We start from the raw sequence: 18,655 nt of genomic DNA, 5'->3' as shown, positions 1-18,655 counted from the left end.
CCTTAACCAAATGGGCTAATTAGGTCACGCATGATCAGTATAGCATGATTTCATAGGAATACACAAGTAGGAATTAGTATGCAAAATCGAAAATCCATTGGCTATATCGTCGGCGGCGGACTAAAAGAGAGTTTCCGCGCCCGGTTGCAAGTGCCCTCCCAGGAGGTGCAAGAAGGCGCCTTTGTGGTCATTGATAATCTGCCCTGGCATTTCTACGGGCTGGTGACGGATATTCAACTCGGCGCCACCGACCCGCGTTTTGCCGATGAGCAAAGCCAAGCGCGCCTGCCTGCCGAAATCGCGAAACTACTCCACGGACAAACCCTCTACACCAATTTGGAAATTCTCCCCGCCCTGATGTTGGATGTTGGCCCCGATATGGAATCGCCTGACTACGCGCGCTGGCTCTCAGCGATCGATTCCGGCTTGCGTGACCAACCGCGCCCCGTACCCGTCAAAACCGTACCGCCGCATCACTCCCAAGTTTATTTGGCGCATGAGGGCGATATTGCTGAAATTTTTGGCAAGGATGAAAAAGGCAATTTTGTCATCGGCTACACGCGCGAGCAGGGACATCCCGTGCGCATCAATATGGAGAAATTTATCCAGCGCTCCTCCGGAATTTTCGGTGCAACCGGCACGGGAAAATCTTTCCTCACCCGAATGGTGCTGGCCGGATTGATCCAGTATGATAAAGCCTCCGTGCTGATTTTTGATATGCACAATGAATACGGCCTGGATGATACCGCCTCTGACACTGGCGAGCGTGTGGTTGGGTTGAAGGCCAAATTCCGCTCGAAGGTGCGCGTGGTGGGCCTGGGTGCAGGCGCCCTGATCCGCGGGCAGGCCGCCGATTTCAACCTGGAAATTGCCATGCGCGATATTCGCCCCGCCGATGTGGAATTGCTGGCGCGCGAACTAAATTTGCGCGAAACCACCCCCACTACTTTGGATGCTTTGCAAAAGACCTTTGGTCCGCAAAACTGGTTTAACGAATTTCGCCAACTCAAAGTAGGCTCCGTCATCGAAACTGAAGATGGCAAGAAAATCCCCGCGCCCGATAGCGTGGCTTATTGGGCCAATGCCGAAGGCGTCAATCTGGCTGCCGCAGAAGGCCTGCACAACAAAATGCGACGCTTGTTCAATACCGAATATATCGTTGAAAACCCATCTTCGGACGGCATCAATGAAATTGTTAAAGCCCTTGAAGCCGGGCAGCATATTGTGCTTTCCTTTGGCGACCACGAAAGCGATCTCGATTATCTTTTAGTCAGCAATTTGCTCACCCGCCATATCCGCAATCGCTGGGAAGCCAGCGCTAATGCCTTTCGCAGTTCGGGCAGAAATGAGCCGCGCCCCCTGGTCATTGCCGTGGAAGAAGCCCACAAACTGCTCAACCGTGAGATGGCACGCCAGACTACCTTCAGTACCATTGCCCGCGAGCTGCGCAAATATTACGTCACCCTGCTGATTATTGACCAGCGCCCCTCGCAAATTTACGACGAAGTCATGTCGCAGTTGGGGACGCGTATCTCAGGCTGGCTGGGTGATGAAGATGATCTGCGCGCGGTACTCTCTGGCCTTTCGGGGCGAGATTCCCTTCGGGGAATGCTGGCCCGCCTCCAGCCGAAAGAGGAAGTCCTGCTCCTCGGGTGGGGAGTTCCCATGCCGTTGCCGGTTCGTTCCCGTCGTTATGACGATCGCTTCTGGGATGAGTTACTCGGAAAAAAGAAATTTGATGCTGAACAAAATTTACGTGAATTAGGCTTCTAGTTCCTACGCTGCCGCACACGAAAATTTCGGACTATGATATAGCTCATGTTGCAGTGTAATTTCATATGGGGGCTATATGGACAAATGTCTTTGCATTCAGGAAATATGCCACTTTGAAGAAAGAGGGGGTTATTATACATTTGGGAGATGAATGGGGTGGTCACACTCCCAGCTAATCAATGAAAGCGGACCCTGGACGATGTTACCAAAAATACTCAAACAAATGCCCTTATTTGAAGGGTTAACGGAGGCGGAACTCAATCGCTTAACGCCGCTGTTTTCTTTCAGTGAGTGCGCTGAAAATGAAGAAATTTTCAAACAAGGGGATATTGCCAATTATCTTTATCTGGTTGTTAAAGGCCGCGTGGCGATTCGATTCAAACCCGACGATGGCGAAATGCTGACGGTAGCGCAAATTGAAGCCGGGGGTGTTTTTGGTTGGTCAGCTGCCTTTGGCAGTGGTTATTACACTTCGGGAGCCTATTGTCTTTCGGATGCCGGATTGCTTTGCGTGAGTGGTGAAGCCCTGAAACGTTTCCACATTAAATTTCCTGATACCGGTAAGCTAATTCTTGAACGCCTGGCAAAAGTAATTGCCGAACGGTTACAGCGCGCCCACACCCACAGTCAGGTGGTTGCTATGTTAGAATATGGACTAACAAATGGCGTAAAACCTTTGGGAGCGTAAAATGACAGAAAACGCGCAAGCCTATTCAAAAGAAGAAATGCTAAAAGGCCTGGTAGCGCAAGTGAGCGCCTATATTGAGCAATACCATGGCGGTTCGGTTGAGATGATTTCATTCAAGGACAATCAACTCAATGTACGCTTGGGCGGAGCCTGCATAGGTTGCCCGCTTTCCACCGCTACCCTGCAAGGTTGGGTAGCCGGTACGATCAAGCAATTTTTTCCCGATGTGGAAGTGATCGGCGTAGAATAACAGGAGCATACGTAATGAACTTTATGGATTTTGTCGCCCTGGCTGGATATGCGTTGCGCTTATTGGGGTTGTTGGTCTTTGGTGTAGCTGTAGCTTGGTTTACATTAACAGCCTATCGTCAGTCGGGTGAGCGCTGGCAATTGCAAATCGCCATTTACCTGGGGTTGTTATTCTTTGCTGCGCTGCTGGCGCGTTTCGCATCGGCGGCTGGCTTGGGCGGTTTTGCCCTGGGCGCCGGAGCCGGATTGCTCTATTGGGGATTGCGCACAGAAGCAGCACCTGATGAGGACGATTAATCACCTAAAAAACAGGAAAAACAAACGGGCGCCCGATGTGGGTGCCCGTTTTTGTGTTAAGTCTATGCTCAAAGGGATGGCTGGTTTATTCAGCAGCCGCTTCCGGCTCAACAATCGGGTTGCGTGCCAGAAAATCTTCGACCCACAGAATATTATCTTTGGCGCGCTCAATGGTTTTGAGCAGCGTGCCCATTGTCGAAATCTCTTCTAATTGTTCGGCAACAAACCAGCGTAAGAAATCCTGAGAGATATAATCTTTATCGTTAATGGCAATATCCATCAGCCCGTTAATCATGCGCGTGACTTCGGTCTCCCAATCCAGCGCCAGTTGCGCGCAGTGTTTCGGAGATGTAAAATCGTATTCTGTTTTGTTAATTGCAGGAATACGCACCTGACCGCCCGCCTCGACGATATAGTGGGCAAACTTCATGGCGTGCTCTTTCTCCTCTTCGGCTTGACGGTAGAAAAAAGCCGCCAATTGTGGCAGGTCATCGGCATCGAAATAAGCCGCAATGCTCACATATTGTAAACTGGCTGCAAATTCCGCACCCACCTGGGCATTGATGGCATCTTCAAGTTGTTTGCTGAGAATCATTTTTGTCTCCTTATTCTTTTTTTGTGAACCTTTTTATCTATACCTGAATGTCATTCGATTATAGCATTTGTAATTTATAACGGGTGTTAAACCTTTATTAGCATTCCTATAAACTCATCGCGCAGCCATCGGCGCGGGGATCGCTGCCGCCGGTCAGCGCGCCGCTTTCGGGGTCGCGGCAAATCACCTGCCCGCGCCCGAAGACCGCCCGCCCATAGCCATTGACCATACGAACAGGGTGCCCCATATCAGCCAGTTTTTGGATTTCAGCGGGGAGTAGGCCTTCTTCCAGGTCGAGCGCGCCACCGGCTGTCGCAGCATCAATGCAAAAGCGCGGTTGGTCGAGAGCGGCCTGCGGGTTGAGTTGATCGTCGATTAAGGCGCTGGCAACCTGTAGATGCCCCTGTGGCTGCATAAAACCGCCCATCACGCCAAAGCTGGCGAATAGGCCCTCACCCCTTTGCCCCTCTCCCTGGGGAAGATGGGTTGGGGGAGAGGGAATGGTAATCATCGAGGGAATAATTGTGTGATATGGCCGCTTGCCCGGCATTAGTGCATTGGGGTGTTTGGGATCAAGACTAAAGTTGTGGCCGCGGTTTTGCAAGGTGAAACCCCAACCTTTGGGCACAATCCCGGTGCCGAAGCCCATATAGTTGCTGTTGATGAACGAGCAGGCGTTACCTTCGCCATCCACCACGCTGAGGTAGACGGTATCCGATGAGGCCACAGGCGTGCCGCGCTGCTGGTCAAGGCTGGCGCGCTGTGGGTCAATTTGTGCGCGGCGTTCAGCGGCATATTCTTTCGAGAGCAGTTCGGCAAGCGGCGCGGGAGAGAAAGTGGGGTCGGCGGCGTACCAGCGCGTATCGGCAAAAGCCAGGCGCATGGAATCAATTTGCAGGTGCAAGCGTTCCGCTGAAAGCGGCTTCAGCGCGGCAATGTCGAAGCCTTCGAGCAAATTCAGCCCCAACAAGGCAGCTAAACCCTGGCCGTTGGGCGGGCACTCCCATACGCGGTAGCCGCGGTAGATGGTGCTGATCGGTTCATCCCAGGTGGCTTGATGTGCGGCCAGATCATCGAGAGTCATACAGCCGCCCGCCTGTTTAATGACAGCCACGATGGCTGCAGCGATTTCGCCGCGGTAAAACGCGTCTACGCCGCCCGCGGCGACCGCCCGAAAGGTGCGCGCCAGCCCCGGGTTGCGGAAGATCTCGCCGGGTTTTGGCGCGCACCCTGTGATAGTCAGTTCGTGGCCATTGAGCGCCTGCGCTAATTGGCGCTCTGCGCCGCGCTTCCAAAAGTGAGCTGTCACCGGGGCAACCGGGAAACCAGCCTCGGCCAGCCGTATAGCAGGAGCCAGCACATCGGCCAGGGTCAAACACCCGTGACGCGCCACCATCTCACTCCAGCCGGAGCAAGCACCCGGCACGGTGATGGTGTGGGGATGGTAAGGATTGCTAATTGGTGATTGGGAATTGGTGAACAGGCCGTCTTTTTGGATGAGCTCGATGGTCAATGCGGCGGGGGCGCGCCCCGAGGCGTTCAGTGCCGTAACCTGCCCTGTGGCGGCTTCATAGTAGAGCGCAAACGCATCCCCGCCAATCCCCGTGGAAGTTGGCTCGGTGACGTTGAGGGCGGCAGCAGTGGCGATGGCTGCATCGGCGGCACTGCCGCCGCGGGCGAGAATTTCAAGCCCGGCGGCAACGGCCAGGGGCTGGGATGTGGCTACCATGCCACGCATTCCCATCACCGGGGAGCGCCGGGAAGAAAAATTATATTCAAAGTGCAAGGGAAAACTCCTGGAACTGAATCAACCCCAAAAGGAGTCTGTTCAGCCTACCTCGATTTATGGTTTCTCCATTATACTAATAGAGCTTTGGCTGCCGCAAGCAGCAATCTAAGTAACTGCTCAGGCTAACGCCTTCGCAGAGGGAATTCCGAAAAAAGAGGTGTGCGTGGGGGCGTACGCCCCCACGCACACCTCTTTTTTCGGCCTCTTTTTGTTCGAGGCTGAGCAGTTACAATTAAACCAGAAATGAGGCTTGTATGATGACTACGATTCCACGAAATCAGATCAAACCCGGACTATGTGTGCGTATTGTGCAAAAACAAGATCAACGCAGCGGTAAACTTACCGAAGGTATTGTGCAAGATATTCTTACGAAATCGGCATCACACCCGCACGGGATTAAAGTGCGGCTGGCCGATGGCAAAGTTGGGCGGGTAAAAGAGATTGTCGTGCCCCATGGATAATTGCTTTATCAATGGGCAGTTTCTTCCCAGCGATCAAGCCACGATCCGGGTGGCAGATTTGGGCTTGCAGCGCAGCTATGGGGTGTTTGACTATGCCCGTACACTACGCGGCGAACTCTTTCATTTCAATGACCATCTGGCTCGTTTCCGGCAATCCGCTGCGGAGCTGGGTCTCGTGCCCCCCGCATCGGATGATGAGATCAGCGATATCGCCCGGCAGCTTATCGCTGAAAGCCGCTTCGCCAATCCTGCCATCCGACTGATTCTCACCGGGGGCTATGCTGATGATCCCCATCCGCTGGAAAATCCAAATTTTATCGTCAGTACTGAAGAATTGCCAACCTACCCGCCAGAAACATATATACATGGCAAAAATTTAATCACCGTGGCGTATCAGCGCGAATTGCCGCAGGTTAAATCGCTGAACTATATGAACTCGATCCGCTTGCTGCCGCTGCTGCGCCAAAAAGGCGCGTTTGATATGCTTTTTTATGGGGTGCATGGCATTACTGAATGCCCGCGCAGCAACTTTTTTCTCTTTCACGGCGATACGCTGGTGACGGCGCAGGCGCATATTTTGCACGGGATTACCCGAAAAATTGTGCTTAAACTTGCGCCGCAAAAATACTCTGTGGAAGAAAGAGAGATTGCGCTTGAGGAGCTTTTTACAGCCGATGAAGCCTTCGTGACTTCGACCAGTAAACGCGTGTTACCCATCGTTGAAGTCGATGGCGCTCCAATTGGGAATGGCAAGGTTGGAAAACGCACGAAGACGTTACTTGGTTTATTTGATCGTTAAATCGCAGGCCTGTGCAGGTAAAAATTGGCTCTTTGGGAACTACCGTTTGGAATGATATCAGGTAAGTCGGCAAGTTTCTTGCACTCACTCTTCTATGCAAAAACGCATTTTTCTCATCCCCGCACTGCTCGTTGCACTCACAAGTTTCTGGCTTGTGAGTGTCGCAGGTTCTGCCGATAATACTGCCGACCAGCCTTTCCGCGTTTACCTGCCCATCATTGCTGCCAGTGAGATCAACTACCCTGCCTTCAGCGCGTGGATTGGCCCGGGGGGTGGTTCAGTTACCGATTTGATCTACGACCCCGAAAATCCCAATACCGCCTTTGCTGCGGTACACGGGCACGGCATTTTTAAGAGCGAAGATGGCGGCCTCACCTGGCGCGATGTCAGCGCCGGGCTGCAAAACCGGGATGTGACTGTGGTGACGATTGCCCCGCGCAATAGGCTGGTACTCTACGCGGGGACGTATCGCGGCGGCATTTATAAATCGATCAACGGGGGTGAATCGTGGTATCGCAGCGATGCAGGCATTCAGGGTGGGGCGATCTCCTACGCGATTGAAATTGACCCCGCACGCACTTCTCGCGTCTATGCCGCCACGCGCGGCGAATCCAACAACGGCGCGGCGCCGTGGCGCGGGGTGGTCTACCGCAGCGAAGATGGCGGCCAAAGCTGGCAGCCTGTGCTGACCAACGTGGGCGGCTCTGGCGAGCAAGATTGGGCCTACGATCTCTCGATCTACCCGCATAGCGCCAATATCGTCTACGCTGCCACGCACGAGCATGGCGCTTATCGCAGCCTTGACTACGGTCGAAGCTGGCAGGCGGTTAATAATGGTGTCGGCGATCGCACCGGACGTGCCATTGAACCCGATCCGCGCGTCAATACCAGCACAGTTTATCTGGGCGTGTTCCATCCTACGGGTGTCTATAAATCCACCAACCGCGGCGACGTGTGGAGTTTGAAAACCAACAACGTCTCACAAGTGCGCACGTATCGCATCGCCGTTAACCCCAACAACAAAGACACTCTCTACCTGGGCACATTTGACCACGGTATTATGCGTTCCACCAATGCCGGTGAAAGCTGGTCGACGGCGGGGTTGAGCAGCGAAATTATTCTCGATGTTATTCCGCGCCCGGCACATTACAGCCAGCTTCTCAGCGGCACGCTGCATAACGGGCTGTTCCGCAGCACAAATAACGGCGGCAGTTGGGAGCACAGCCAGCAAGGCCTGAATGCCAGTAAGGTCACATCGCTGTTGGTGCAGCCCGGCAATTCGCAAACGCTGTACGCCAGTTTGTATCCCGGATGGATAGCGCGCTCACTGGATGGGGGCGCAACCTGGGGAGATTATCACCAAGGTATAGTGGACAAGCGCGTCCACGCTCTGGTGGTGCATCCTGTTCAAACAAGCTGGCTCTACGCCCTGACAGATGAATCCGGCCTATATCGACGGGACACGCTCAACGGGGGAGGGTGGCAGCCCGCGGGCGGGAATTTTCTTTCGGGAGCCGTACCCACAGCGGAGGAGTCCGTTCACCCCTTCCATCAGGATGACGTCTTCGAGCAACTCTTCCCCGATGAAAGCCTGCCCACCAATCTACCCCAGGCGGCATCTATCCCCCTGCTATGCTTAACCTTCACCAATACTTCTCCAGCGATGGGCTATCTGGGGACGGCGGGCGGGGGTGTTTACCGCAGTATGGATGATGGGCAAAGTTGGGCGGCGATGGGGCTGGCAGGGACGAGCGTGTATGCGCTGGTAGTTGTACCTGGGGAACCTAATCGGGTGTACGCCGCCACCAACAGGGCGGGCAGCGTGCAAATGAGCCTGGATGGCGGCGCGACCTGGGGAGATATGGGGCTGGCGGGCGTGGCAGCCTACTCACTGACGTTGGATACATTTAACCATGATGTGTTGTATGTGGGCACCAGCAACGGGGTTTATAAATATATTGGCGGAATCGGCTGGGTGCCTGCCGCGCTGAGCGGATCGGTGGTGACGAGTATTGCCGCGCATCCCACACGCGCTAACCTGATTTACGCAGGCACAACTGAGGGAGCATTTATTTCAGATGATGGCGGGGCAACCTGGAAAGCAGGCCCAACGGAGTTGACAGGTATCGAAATCCAGGCGATCCAATTCGACACCAATCAGCCGCGCCTGGTGTATTATGCAACGAAGGGATTTGGTGTTTTGAAGGTTTCTGAGTAACGCTCACGCTCATTTTCGAAAAAACAGATGAGCCGCAACATTGTTACGGCTCATCTGTTTTTTTATTCGCGGATCCCCCTCTCCCAAATTGGGGGCGGGGTCAGGGGTGGGGGTTACATATCCAGCCCTGCCAGCTTATCGAGGGCAGCGCCAACTTTGCCACCGGCCTGCCAGTAGTCAAATTTGGTGGTGTTGATATGCTCCACAAAACCGCCCATGTGGCGCATTTCTTCAACCATGTGGTTGACCAACTCGCCATCCCGATCTACATCTGTGCCCTTGCCATCCCACAAAGCCACCAAGCGTGCTCGATCGATGCCCAACAACAACGAGGAGTACAGCGCCCAGCGGTTGTTACGCTTATAAAGATCATCTCCAGTTTTTACCTTACCCACATGGTCAAGCTGGAAGCTGATATTGACATCGGGGTGATTGCGCAGATTGTAGAAGCGCTCTACCCACGCATCGCCAGCGAAACTAATATTCTGTTTGATATATTGCGGCTCGCTATAAGGCAGGTGGACTTCAACTTTCATCCCCCGCTCCAGGCAGGCCTCAATAAAAATGATCTCACCGCCGCAGGCTGCCCCTGCGGTTACGCCCAAATCGTCATTGCCAATATCGAATTTGTCGAGTGCGGCGTCAATGCGCTTGCGGGCTTCTTTTTCCATCTCTGTCACGAAGCGGCGCTCGGTTTGTCCATCGCGGTCCATCTTATGCCCGGCAAACAGGATCACGCGCTCGTCTTTCGCTTTGGGGTCTTCAATTTCATCCTTCTCTTCTTCGGGTTGTTCCTTACGGATGCGGCGAATTTCATCTTTGAGAACTTCAACCCCCACCTTTACATATTCCGGACGCAGGGCCAACGAACTCAAAATTTCGAGCTGGCTGATGGATGATTCCAGGAAGAAGATATTCTTGCGAGCCGCAGTGAGCGCCTTTTTGTAAGCGCGTTTTACAGTTTTGGGGTTATCCGAGGTCATCACCAATAACTCGGCCAGGGAAACCAAAGTCCAGTAATCGCTGCTGTCATCTTGCGAGAGATGTTCGAGCGCCAGTTCCAGCGTCCCTTTGAGGTTGGAAAGCAAATCGCGCACAGCCTGAACATCGGGATCATCGCCCTCGTCATACATTTCAGCCAGGTGGTCGAGGATGATGGAGAGCGTCAGGGCATTGATGCCGGGATAATACTCGTTGAGATTGAAGTAAAAACCTTTGAGGTAGGTCTGAATGGATTTGACCAGCCAATGCGATGCATCAAACGCTTCTTGCAGGCGCACTTTTTCGTCGCCGATCTGCTCCCAGGATTCGGTCCACATATCTTTGTAGATGCGCCCCAAATAGGAGATCGCCTCTGTGTCGCTGTGTTCCTCTTCGAGCAAATTTTCCAGCTTGACGATGGCTTCGTCTACGCGCCCCAAGCGGTTCAGGTGGAAAGCCTCCTGGCGGCGAAATTCGGTGTTTTTTGAGTTCAGTTCAATCCCCTGGCGATATTGCTGCAAAGCCAGTTCGTGCCGTCCCATACTGCGCAGTGCCTGACCGGCCTGATTAATGGCTTCTTCTTTAATCAGCGGATTGCTGATTTCTTCCGTCAGCAGCATAATGTCGCCGATGCGCTTCTGACGCTGCGCCACGGTGACGCGTTCTTTCCACTCATTATATTCGCGCCAGAAACCAGTTGCCAGCGGTGTGCGCAGGGTTTTGCGATCGGGTTCTTCCAGCCCGGTTAGCAGATTGAACACCGGGCTGTGAATGGCCTCCTGATCGGAAGCCCAAGTATCACGGCAAACGCGCGAAATGGCCTGAATATCTTTCTCTAGAAATTCAGGGTCAGGCAGGCCTTCATCAGTTGTGTGATACGGAATCGTGCGCACATTGAAAATATCAAAGGGCATATAGGCGCGCCCCGATTGAATATGCACCACGCCGCGTTTGCGGAACGCATGGCGAATGCCCAGTTCGTAATATACATTGGCATTATCAATGCTCAAATCGCAGATTGCCAAATCAGCCAGGAGTAATTCCTGAAACATATCCGTGAGAATATCGCCCGTAGTCGTTTCTTCATCCGCACGGAAAGGTTCAAAACCGGCTTCTTCCAGGGCAGGTCTGATCAAGTCTTGATAAATGGCATTGAAATCAATCTCGGTACCATCGAAACCTTTCTTTTTGCCAAAAGGCATCACTACAAAGGCGTGGGGGCGAGCTTCGCGCGATTCTTCTTTGCCGGGTTGAGATGCTGGAGGTATGGCAACAAGATTCGTGTCTTCTACCACTTCCTGAATTGCGTCTGTAACTGTCCCTTTGGCCTCTGCAATCGCATCTCTAACGGCTTCTTCTACCGCTACCCTCACCGAGGCTTTTACAGATTCGACAGCGCTTTCAACAGCAGCTTCTTCCAGTTTCGTATCAACCATCTCAGTTTCCTCCGCGCCTTGTGTTATTACAACTTCATCCACTGTTGTTATTTCGTCATCTTCCGCAGACAATAAGTTTTTGAATGCATCGCCAAGTTTGCTCATTGTGCCCTCCTCAGGGGTGAAGCTAAAAGCTAATCATCCCAGGATTCGCTTACATCGCCATCGTATTCGAAGGCATCATCTTCGTCATCCCAAACTTCGTGCATATCACCATCCTGATCCGTGTCGTCATCATCCCAGGTTTCGTGCATATCGCCTTCAGCTTCGGGGTCATCATCCAGTTCTTCGCTTTCAGATTCAGCCACAATTTCAGCTTCATCATCAAATAGTGTGACTTGTGTAGCTTCTTCCACGGGAATTTCTTCGGATTCATCTGAAAACAACGACGAGGCAGCAATTGCGGCATCAACGGCGCTTTCAACGGTTTTCGGTTCGGGGGGAGGGCTGTATGCTGGTTCCGGAGCCGATTCTGCCTCCGGGGGGAGATCAAAGAAGGTTTCATCTTCTTTGACAGCCTCATCTTCATAAGCCGCAAAAGGATCATCAAAAACGCCTTCCAGCGCATCATCAATGATGTCTGCCGCAGCTTCTTCGGGCGGTAAATCGAGTTCATCTTCATTGATGGCAGTAAGTCCCGCAAACAGGCTACCCAGAACGTCGCTCGAATCTTCAATTACAGATTCAACCCGCTCGGCAACCTCGCCAATATTTTCATCAAAGATTTCTTCCACTTCATCATAGAGTTTTGCTTGAATGCGAGCGGTAACTTCACGGCCCTCTTCAACAAAATGTTCCACCAAATCAGCTTCATCGCCTTCAGCCTCTGCCAGGGCTTTGCGCATGGCGCCTGCCCATTCGAGGTTTTTGTCGAATAGCGCTTTTTCGGTTTTCTCAGCCAGCCTGCTGATATTTTTGTCGGCGCGCTGTTCATCTCCCAACGTAAACCACCAGTCGCGGATGATGTTCAACTCCAAAATAACCTGACTGTAATTGCCCACGCGCATATCCAGGCCGCGCAATTCTTCCCAACCAACCAGCGCCGAGGCAATTGCCGCGGTAAAGGCTACCCATAACGCCATTGAACCGCCCCAGGCTGCCAAGAAGGCCCCTACCCCGCCAAAGATCAGAATGGCCCACTGGATGCGCTTGCGGTCGCGTTGCAGTTTCAGGTTTTGTTTGATGTGCCAGGCCAGTTGGTCTTCCAGGCGATACGTTAGATACGCATCACCGGCAAGATTGTCAAAACCCGGGTCGCCAACATTTTTCTTGGGATCGTAGTAGGGGGGCACATCACCCTGAAATTCGGTCAGCACCAACTCGCCACCGGCGCCGCGAAACAAATCTCGCTGAATGGTTGCCAGGCGGTCGCTGAGGATTCGATTACGATTCGGCTCATTTTTGTTCGCTGTACGGTAGAGGTAAATCTCTTTGAGAATAGATTCAGCCGCGGCCCGGTAAGAGATGTATTTCTGTCCTTGCTGAAATTTGTTGGTAAACGCGGCAAATATCGAAACTGAAATTGGCATAAGAATAAGAAACCCCTGCAAAATGTATGCGACCACAGTATTTGGCTGACTATAGTTATCTACCAAAATGGCAAAGAGCACAGCCAATACTCCCAAGACGGCCATAATTCTGCGCAGACGGATATATTGTTTTTGCACACTGATGGCGTTTTTATCTAAAGTAGCAAAACGCCGCCAGGCAGTTTCGAGCAATTGGTTATGAGGCGTCGCATCATTCATTGAGTACCTTCCTTAGAAATCGAGTTTGTCATAGAGTTTACGTAATTCACGTGGTTTTTTATCCATATTTGCTTCTGCTATTTTATCGTAAGCTTCGCACAGCCGAACGCTGAGTACGCGGCAGAATTCAATCAACAAATCAGGATCATCGCGGATAATTTTCATAAAGCCATCGTTTTCCATTTCCAATGTGATCGTATCTTCCATGGCTGCCGCAGCTACCGAGCGTGGCGCGTCATAAAACAACGACATCTCACCTAAATAGTCGTAGGGTTCTACCTGCATAATGGAAACTTTATTACTTTGCTGCTGAAGTTCGCGTTCAATAGTCACTTTTCCAGAAATAACTATATGCAAAACTCCGCCAATATCGCCCTGGCGGAAAATATTATCTCCCTGGCTAAAAGATCGTTCGTTGCAAATCTCTGCTAACGCGATGAGCTGTTCACGGGTCAATTCTTCAAATGCCGATACTTTGCGCAGGAAACTGATCTTTTCTGGTATCGAGAGCATAGGTTCCTCCCGGAAATCGAATAACCTTATTTAGAGCTTCTAAAAAGCTGGCAACAGAAACGTATTGGACACGAAACCTGATCCATACATCTCTGTTGCCGGAGACCTGTTCAATGTGCTAAAAATGCACTAATTTGAGCGCGCAATGTATAGGCTTTATGAAGATTTGCGCTTGGAAACCTTTTGCTTTAACTCCTGGAAGAAGGGGCGTTTCGTAACAACTTCTAATTCGTTATCAACACGCCCATCATCGACGACAATTTCCATATTTACCAGACGACGTTCGCGCTCGCGCACTTCTTGGGCGTTGCTGAGAGCGACAGCAGCCTGAATGGAGATGCTCTCTAAGATACGGCAATTATCTTCATTAAAAGCATTTACAACACTGCTAACCAATTCAATTGTACCAACGACACGGCTCTGGTGGCGCAAGGAAACACCCAAATAGGATTTTGGAGCAAAAGCATCCCAGGAACGCGCCGTTGTCATCCGATATTTTTCGAACGCGTCCATATTTGGAACCAGCAACCCGTGCCGGTCGGTAAAGAGGCGTGGGAAGTAATCTTCTTTGGGGCTGTAAATCGATTTTTCAACCGTTTCATCGTCGCTGAAGACATCATCGCGGGTGACATAGAGCAACAAATGTTTGTCTCGGGTATCGTAAAGACAAATTTCCGCGGCTTCAAAACTGATCACATTGCCGAGGGAATCAATTACATCACGGAGCGTATCTTCGAGTTCAACGCTGGAGCTAATTTTATTGCCAATCTCGTAGATGGTTTGCAGTTCAGCCATACGTGCCCGCAATGCCAAAATCATATCGTTAAACACGCGCGCCAGATGTCCGACTTCATCGCCCAGAGACATCACATCGGCAATATCTTCTGGAGAATAGGGTTTGTGATCTTCAACGTCTTGGGCAACATGAGCCAGTTTTAGCACCGGTTGGGCAATACCGCGTCCCAGCATCAGGGCCAGCAAAACAATGATAACGATCATTACTCCCACCGCAGCGAGGCTCTGCCATGCCAGGTCTACCATCGGGGCGCGGAAATACTCATCGGACATGGAGACCCCCACAACCCAGGTCAGATTCTCGGTGGTTTTATAGCCAACAATATAGATAGCATCCATCACTTCATCGAGATATTCGGTGATGCCATTGTTATACTTGGTGAGTTTGGTTAGTTCAGGGATGTCTAAATATGTAAGTGGCTCATCCATGACAAAGCGCTTTTCAACTTCCGCGGCTTCATCGGCGGATAATTTAACCAGCCCTTTGAGGTGCCACTCCGATGCGTAACTGGGAGCGCTGACCACAATACCGTCGTGATCAACCAAAAATACAGAAACCGCTCCGCTGCTCTCATCGAAATCGTTGATGATACTGGTAATCGCACTGCCTTTCAGTTTAAGTGCAACTACACCCACAATGCCTTCCTGGGCATCTACGACCGGGTGTGAAAAATAAAATCCCAATTGCATACTATTTCGCCCAACTAGCGCATCAATATGACTGCGACCTGCAATGGCCTCGCTAAAATATTTTCGATTACTGAAATTGCCGCCTTGAACTGTAGGAAGCCCAGGCTGCTGGATTGAAACAATTACATCGCCATTTTCTTGCAGCAGGTATACATATTCATAGTCTGGATTTGAGCGCAGAATATCCCAAAAGCGTTCTTCGATGGCTGTACGCGCGGCTTCATTGTCGGGCTCTAGCAGAATGCCGAGTACGGTGGGGTCTGTACTGATCTGCGATGCCACAATTTCTGTATCATCAAAAAGTTGGTCTAGGCGCCCGGCCACACCAGATGCCAGTAAATGGATTTCATCTAGGGCCAAATCGTGCAGCAAAGTAGACCCAGTATCAAATTGATACACCGAAACCGCAAGCGAGGGCAATAGCGCGGCCAATAAAAATGCGACCGCGATCTTGGTAGGCAAGGACCAATTCATTCCTATTGATTTTAGTATTTTCATGCGGCTCTCCTTATATTTTTGCTAACCGCGTTTATGCGATAGCCACAGACCGTCTCGTACCGGGAGAATAACGCTATCGAGTTGACGGTGAGTTGCAACCAGATCATTATAGGCTTTGATGCCAAGCACCTGCACCGGAAGTTCATCCGCATCTTCCAGAAGTACTTCACCCATACAAAAAGCATTATCGCCTAGTAGCACACCGCCATCCACCAGATGTTCGAGGCAATAATCCAGCAATTGCAACGATAATTGTGCGCTTTTCCCAAAGTATACGTGCTTAATGACATCCTGTAAAATTAGTTCAAACATCCCCAAGGTGGGCAATAACTCCATCACGTCGCCTTCGATGATCTCAATCTGGTGCTGGTATCCGGCTTTCTCAACGAACTTACGTGCCAGACGAACACGCTGCGGATCAATCTCGATGCTGACGACTTTGCTCTCAGCGGGGAGGCCACGTGCCAACCATAATGCTGAATACCCGATGGATGTACCTATATCCAACACGCAGCGCGGTGCTGGGTGACGCATTTGAAGCAGCGCCTGAATGATGGCGCCTTCCAGCGGGCCGATAATGGGGATTTGCTCGCGTTCAGCGAGCGCTTCCATTTCAAGTAAAACAGTATCCAGAGGCAATTCTGGGATTCGACGCGCCAATAATTGTAGGGCATATCCGGCTAGTGGATCATCAGATTGTTGTGGGACAATGGGTAATGCCGACCGACCATTGTCGGAGAAAAATTCTTGTTGAATTTGCATACTGGCTTTTGTTCATTCCTTAGAACTATTGTCGTTGCATCCCTGAACCAGAAGCACTAGGACATACAGCGTACAGCTAATTTTTTGAAGTGAGTTGTTACGGGATCATCCGGGTATTCCAGCACAAATAATTTCGCGCTGGATAGCGCCATCATTTCATCGGAATGCGGAACTACAGCAATAACCTCTGCATTATAGGCTTCCTCAACGCGTGACTTCACCGTTTCATCATTGAATAATTGTGGCGATTTATTCACGATTAAAAGTATATTTTCCACTTCGAGGTTGCGAGCAAGTTTTACTGAGATGCTGGTTCCCTGGTAATCTTGTTGATCGGGGCGCAAGATAATGCCCAGGGCATCGGCAAACGCCATTGATAGCAAAATTTCATCATTTAGCCCTGGATGCGTATCAATAATCAATGCGTCCAGTTCAAGCTTGTTTTGCAGGCTTTTAAAACCTTCATCAAGTAAGTTGACCGTATAGCCATCACGCAAAATCCGGGCGATATCGCTGGCTTTGATACTGGATGGGATCAGGAAGAATTTGCCTTCGGCTTTTCCGCCCAATTGATCGGTCACATCCAGGGCGGCATCTTCAATTGCACATTCGCCCCACAAATAATTATTCAGTGTTTTCCCCATAGATTTATCGTCAACGCCAAACAAGGTGTGAATGCCTGGCGATTGAATATCTACATCTACGACAGCCACCCGAAGGCCGCTCATCGCTAGCAACGCCCCAATATTTGCTGACGTATTGGTCTTCCCGGTACCCCCGCGGAACGAATGGAGCATAATTATTTTTGCCATATTGCTGTCTCCTGAAGAGATAAAACGCTTGGCACCTACCAAAGAGTATTCGCCTGATGCTTGATAGATACAAAGTTCAAGGGTGACTTGTAGATACATACATCGTCACCCTTGCAGCGTACTCAATCTTTACCGCCTTGTCACATACCAGGCTGCGACATGACCTTCATCCCCTTCAATATCCCGTACTCGCAGCCATTGCCCGTTCGCGCCAATTTTGCTTTCTTCTGCTTCATCCAGCAAAAGTAATTCGGAGGCATTGGGCATGCGCTTAATAAGTGTGTGTGGCGCCACTACCGTCTCCTTGCGCAGAGCTACACCTTCAGTTGTGGTGCGTAACACAATATCATCGTCGTCGGTGGGTTTGGCGCTCTTTTGGTCTTGACGAACACCCAGCGCTGGTTCTCCATCCGGGGTCACATACCAACCTGCCACGTACCCAACCTGCCCGGTGACATCTTTAACTTTGAGCCATTTGCCGCGCGCGCCAATCTTCTTTTTCGCTACGGCAATTGGCTCCTGCACCACGAGGGAAGCACCTGCTGGTAGACGTTTGATCAAAGTTTGCGGAGAAACCCGAGTTGTTGTGCGGAAAGCCAGCCCACCTGTCGTGGGGCGCACCACCAGGCTATTATCGCCTGTTTTCGGTGCCGCAGCTTTCTCTTCTTCCTCTTCTTTCGATTTTGAGACATACCAGGCCGCCACGTAACCTTGGTCGCCGCTCGGCGCTTGCACATGCAGCCACTCATTCATTACGCCAATTTTGTTTTGGGCATTCGGTTCAAGCGAAGTCAGTTCAACATGCAGGGGCAAGCGAGTAATTAACGCGCCTCCAATCGATGGTGAGCCGCGGAAGGCTAAACCATCGGCGGTGCCAAAGGCAGTAAATGTGTTATCGGGAACAGGTACTTTCTCTGGCTTTGCGGCTGCGTTCACAGTAACTGTGGTAGTGCCGCCCCCAGAAGGAGTGCCCTCGAACCAGACTGTGCCGGTTATGGCCTGACCTGGGTTCTTCCCCGTGTGTTTGTAGCGGTCAGTGAGGTAGAGTTTTTTATCGGGCGCATCGCCGCGATAGCGATAAGGGTCTTTCATCAAGTAGCGGTCGCCTTCTTTGCTGTATATCACGATCCAGTGTGTTTGCAAACCAGCTTTAGGTGACCAGTCTACCTGAGCGATGACTGGCATCCCGGCAGCCAACGCGGCATCAATCTGGGCCAACGGCGCCGGATTATTCTCGCAGGGTTGATACCCTTTGTAGACAATCCCAGGACACACCGAAGGCAACATCGCCGGAATGACCAATGCCCCCTGGAACCCGCCCGCTGATTTTAGCTTTTTATTCAGCGATTCGGGCGTTTCATTATTACCAAATCCATTTGCCACCATTGTCATAGATGTCAATAAACATCCCCACGTACCAATGGTTTCTTTATTATCATGCCCCAGTTTGACACCTTTCCATTTGGGATCATTCTGATAGAGAGCATCAGTTTCAAACCTTATTTTTGCGCAAATACAGCGCATTTCTATTCGATAACGCAAACGCAAGGC

16 protein-coding genes are annotated in these 18,655 nt (G+C 51.3%); 7 read left to right on the top strand and 9 right to left on the bottom strand.

All coding sequences use genetic code 11. From position 1 onward, the window contains the following. Nucleotides 1–78: 78 nt before the first annotated feature. The 4 genes from HN413_11170 (at nt 79) to HN413_11155 (ending at nt 3,007) form a co-directional block, all read left to right on the top strand. Nucleotides 79–1,773: an ATP-binding protein gene (locus tag HN413_11170; GenBank protein MBT3390957.1), complete on the top strand. Its 1,695-nt coding sequence runs from the start codon at nt 79–81 to the stop codon at nt 1,771–1,773. Nucleotides 1,774–1,972: 199 nt separating this feature from the next. Continuing rightward, the gene (locus HN413_11165; GenBank protein MBT3390956.1) at nt 1,973–2,461 is read left to right on the top strand and encodes a Crp/Fnr family transcriptional regulator; all 489 of its coding nucleotides are present in this window, start codon (nt 1,973–1,975) and stop codon (nt 2,459–2,461) included. Between the two features lies 1 nt (nt 2,462). Continuing rightward, nucleotides 2,463–2,711, top strand: a complete 249-nt coding sequence (locus tag HN413_11160; GenBank protein MBT3390955.1) for a NifU family protein — start codon at nt 2,463–2,465, stop codon at nt 2,709–2,711. 14 nt (nt 2,712–2,725) lie between these two features. Continuing rightward, complete coding sequence (locus HN413_11155) at nt 2,726–3,007, top strand: hypothetical protein (protein ID MBT3390954.1); 282 nt, start codon at nt 2,726–2,728, stop codon at nt 3,005–3,007. Nucleotides 3,008–3,092: 85 nt separating this feature from the next. On the opposite strand, the gene HN413_11150 is transcribed toward HN413_11155, so the two are convergent. Beyond that, nucleotides 3,093–3,602 carry a ferritin gene (locus HN413_11150; protein MBT3390953.1) on the bottom strand — a complete coding sequence of 170 codons (510 nt, stop codon included), beginning with the start codon at nt 3,600–3,602 and terminating at the stop codon, nt 3,093–3,095. A 106-nt stretch (nt 3,603–3,708) separates the two neighbouring features. Then, nucleotides 3,709–5,346 (bottom strand): gamma-glutamyltransferase, encoded by a 1,638-nt coding sequence (gene ggt, locus HN413_11145; protein ID MBT3390952.1) that lies wholly within the window; start codon nt 5,344–5,346, stop codon nt 3,709–3,711. A gap of 302 nt (nt 5,347–5,648) precedes the next feature. Between ggt and HN413_11140 the strand changes: the two genes are divergently transcribed. The 3 genes from HN413_11140 (at nt 5,649) to HN413_11130 (ending at nt 8,869) form a co-directional block, all read left to right on the top strand. Continuing rightward, nucleotides 5,649–5,852 carry a YwbE family protein gene (locus tag HN413_11140; protein MBT3390951.1) on the top strand — a complete coding sequence of 68 codons (204 nt, stop codon included), beginning with the start codon at nt 5,649–5,651 and terminating at the stop codon, nt 5,850–5,852. Then, nucleotides 5,845–6,651, top strand: coding sequence for an aminotransferase IV (locus tag HN413_11135; protein ID MBT3390950.1), 807 nt, complete (start codon nt 5,845–5,847; stop codon nt 6,649–6,651). The genes HN413_11140 and HN413_11135 overlap by 8 nt, the downstream gene beginning before the upstream one ends. Before the next feature lie 94 nt (nt 6,652–6,745). After that, the gene (locus HN413_11130; GenBank protein MBT3390949.1) at nt 6,746–8,869 is read left to right on the top strand and encodes a hypothetical protein; all 2,124 of its coding nucleotides are present in this window, start codon (nt 6,746–6,748) and stop codon (nt 8,867–8,869) included. A gap of 113 nt (nt 8,870–8,982) precedes the next feature. Here HN413_11130 and HN413_11125 read toward each other — a convergent pair whose 3' ends face one another. From HN413_11125 to HN413_11095, 7 genes are all read right to left on the bottom strand, one after another. Then, nucleotides 8,983–11,286, bottom strand: a complete 2,304-nt coding sequence (locus HN413_11125) for a DUF4071 domain-containing protein (protein MBT3390948.1) — start codon at nt 11,284–11,286, stop codon at nt 8,983–8,985. Between the two features lie 134 nt (nt 11,287–11,420). Next, the gene (locus tag HN413_11120) at nt 11,421–13,034 is read right to left on the bottom strand and encodes a DUF4231 domain-containing protein (protein MBT3390947.1); all 1,614 of its coding nucleotides are present in this window, start codon (nt 13,032–13,034) and stop codon (nt 11,421–11,423) included. A 12-nt stretch (nt 13,035–13,046) separates the two neighbouring features. Then, complete coding sequence (locus HN413_11115; GenBank protein MBT3390946.1) at nt 13,047–13,547, bottom strand: cyclic nucleotide-binding domain-containing protein; 501 nt, start codon at nt 13,545–13,547, stop codon at nt 13,047–13,049. 156 nt (nt 13,548–13,703) lie between these two features. Continuing rightward, nucleotides 13,704–15,530, bottom strand: coding sequence for a GAF domain-containing protein (locus HN413_11110; protein ID MBT3390945.1), 1,827 nt, complete (start codon nt 15,528–15,530; stop codon nt 13,704–13,706). Between the two features lie 21 nt (nt 15,531–15,551). Further along, a complete protein-coding gene (locus HN413_11105; protein ID MBT3390944.1) occupies nt 15,552–16,292 on the bottom strand; it encodes an O-methyltransferase in 741 nt (246 codons plus the stop codon). 56 nt (nt 16,293–16,348) lie between these two features. Continuing rightward, complete coding sequence (locus HN413_11100) at nt 16,349–17,104, bottom strand: MinD/ParA family protein (protein MBT3390943.1); 756 nt, start codon at nt 17,102–17,104, stop codon at nt 16,349–16,351. A gap of 129 nt (nt 17,105–17,233) precedes the next feature. Then, nucleotides 17,234–18,496 carry a hypothetical protein gene (locus HN413_11095; GenBank protein MBT3390942.1) on the bottom strand — a complete coding sequence of 421 codons (1,263 nt, stop codon included), beginning with the start codon at nt 18,494–18,496 and terminating at the stop codon, nt 17,234–17,236. Nucleotides 18,497–18,655: the final 159 nt, after the last annotated feature.

The sequence above is a fragment of the Chloroflexota bacterium genome (assembly GCA_018648225.1).
Lineage (GTDB): Bacteria > Chloroflexota > Anaerolineae > Anaerolineales > UBA11858 > NIOZ-UU35.
The sequence above is the reverse complement of the archived record's forward strand: the minus strand, read 5'-3'. Positions and strand labels throughout refer to the sequence as shown.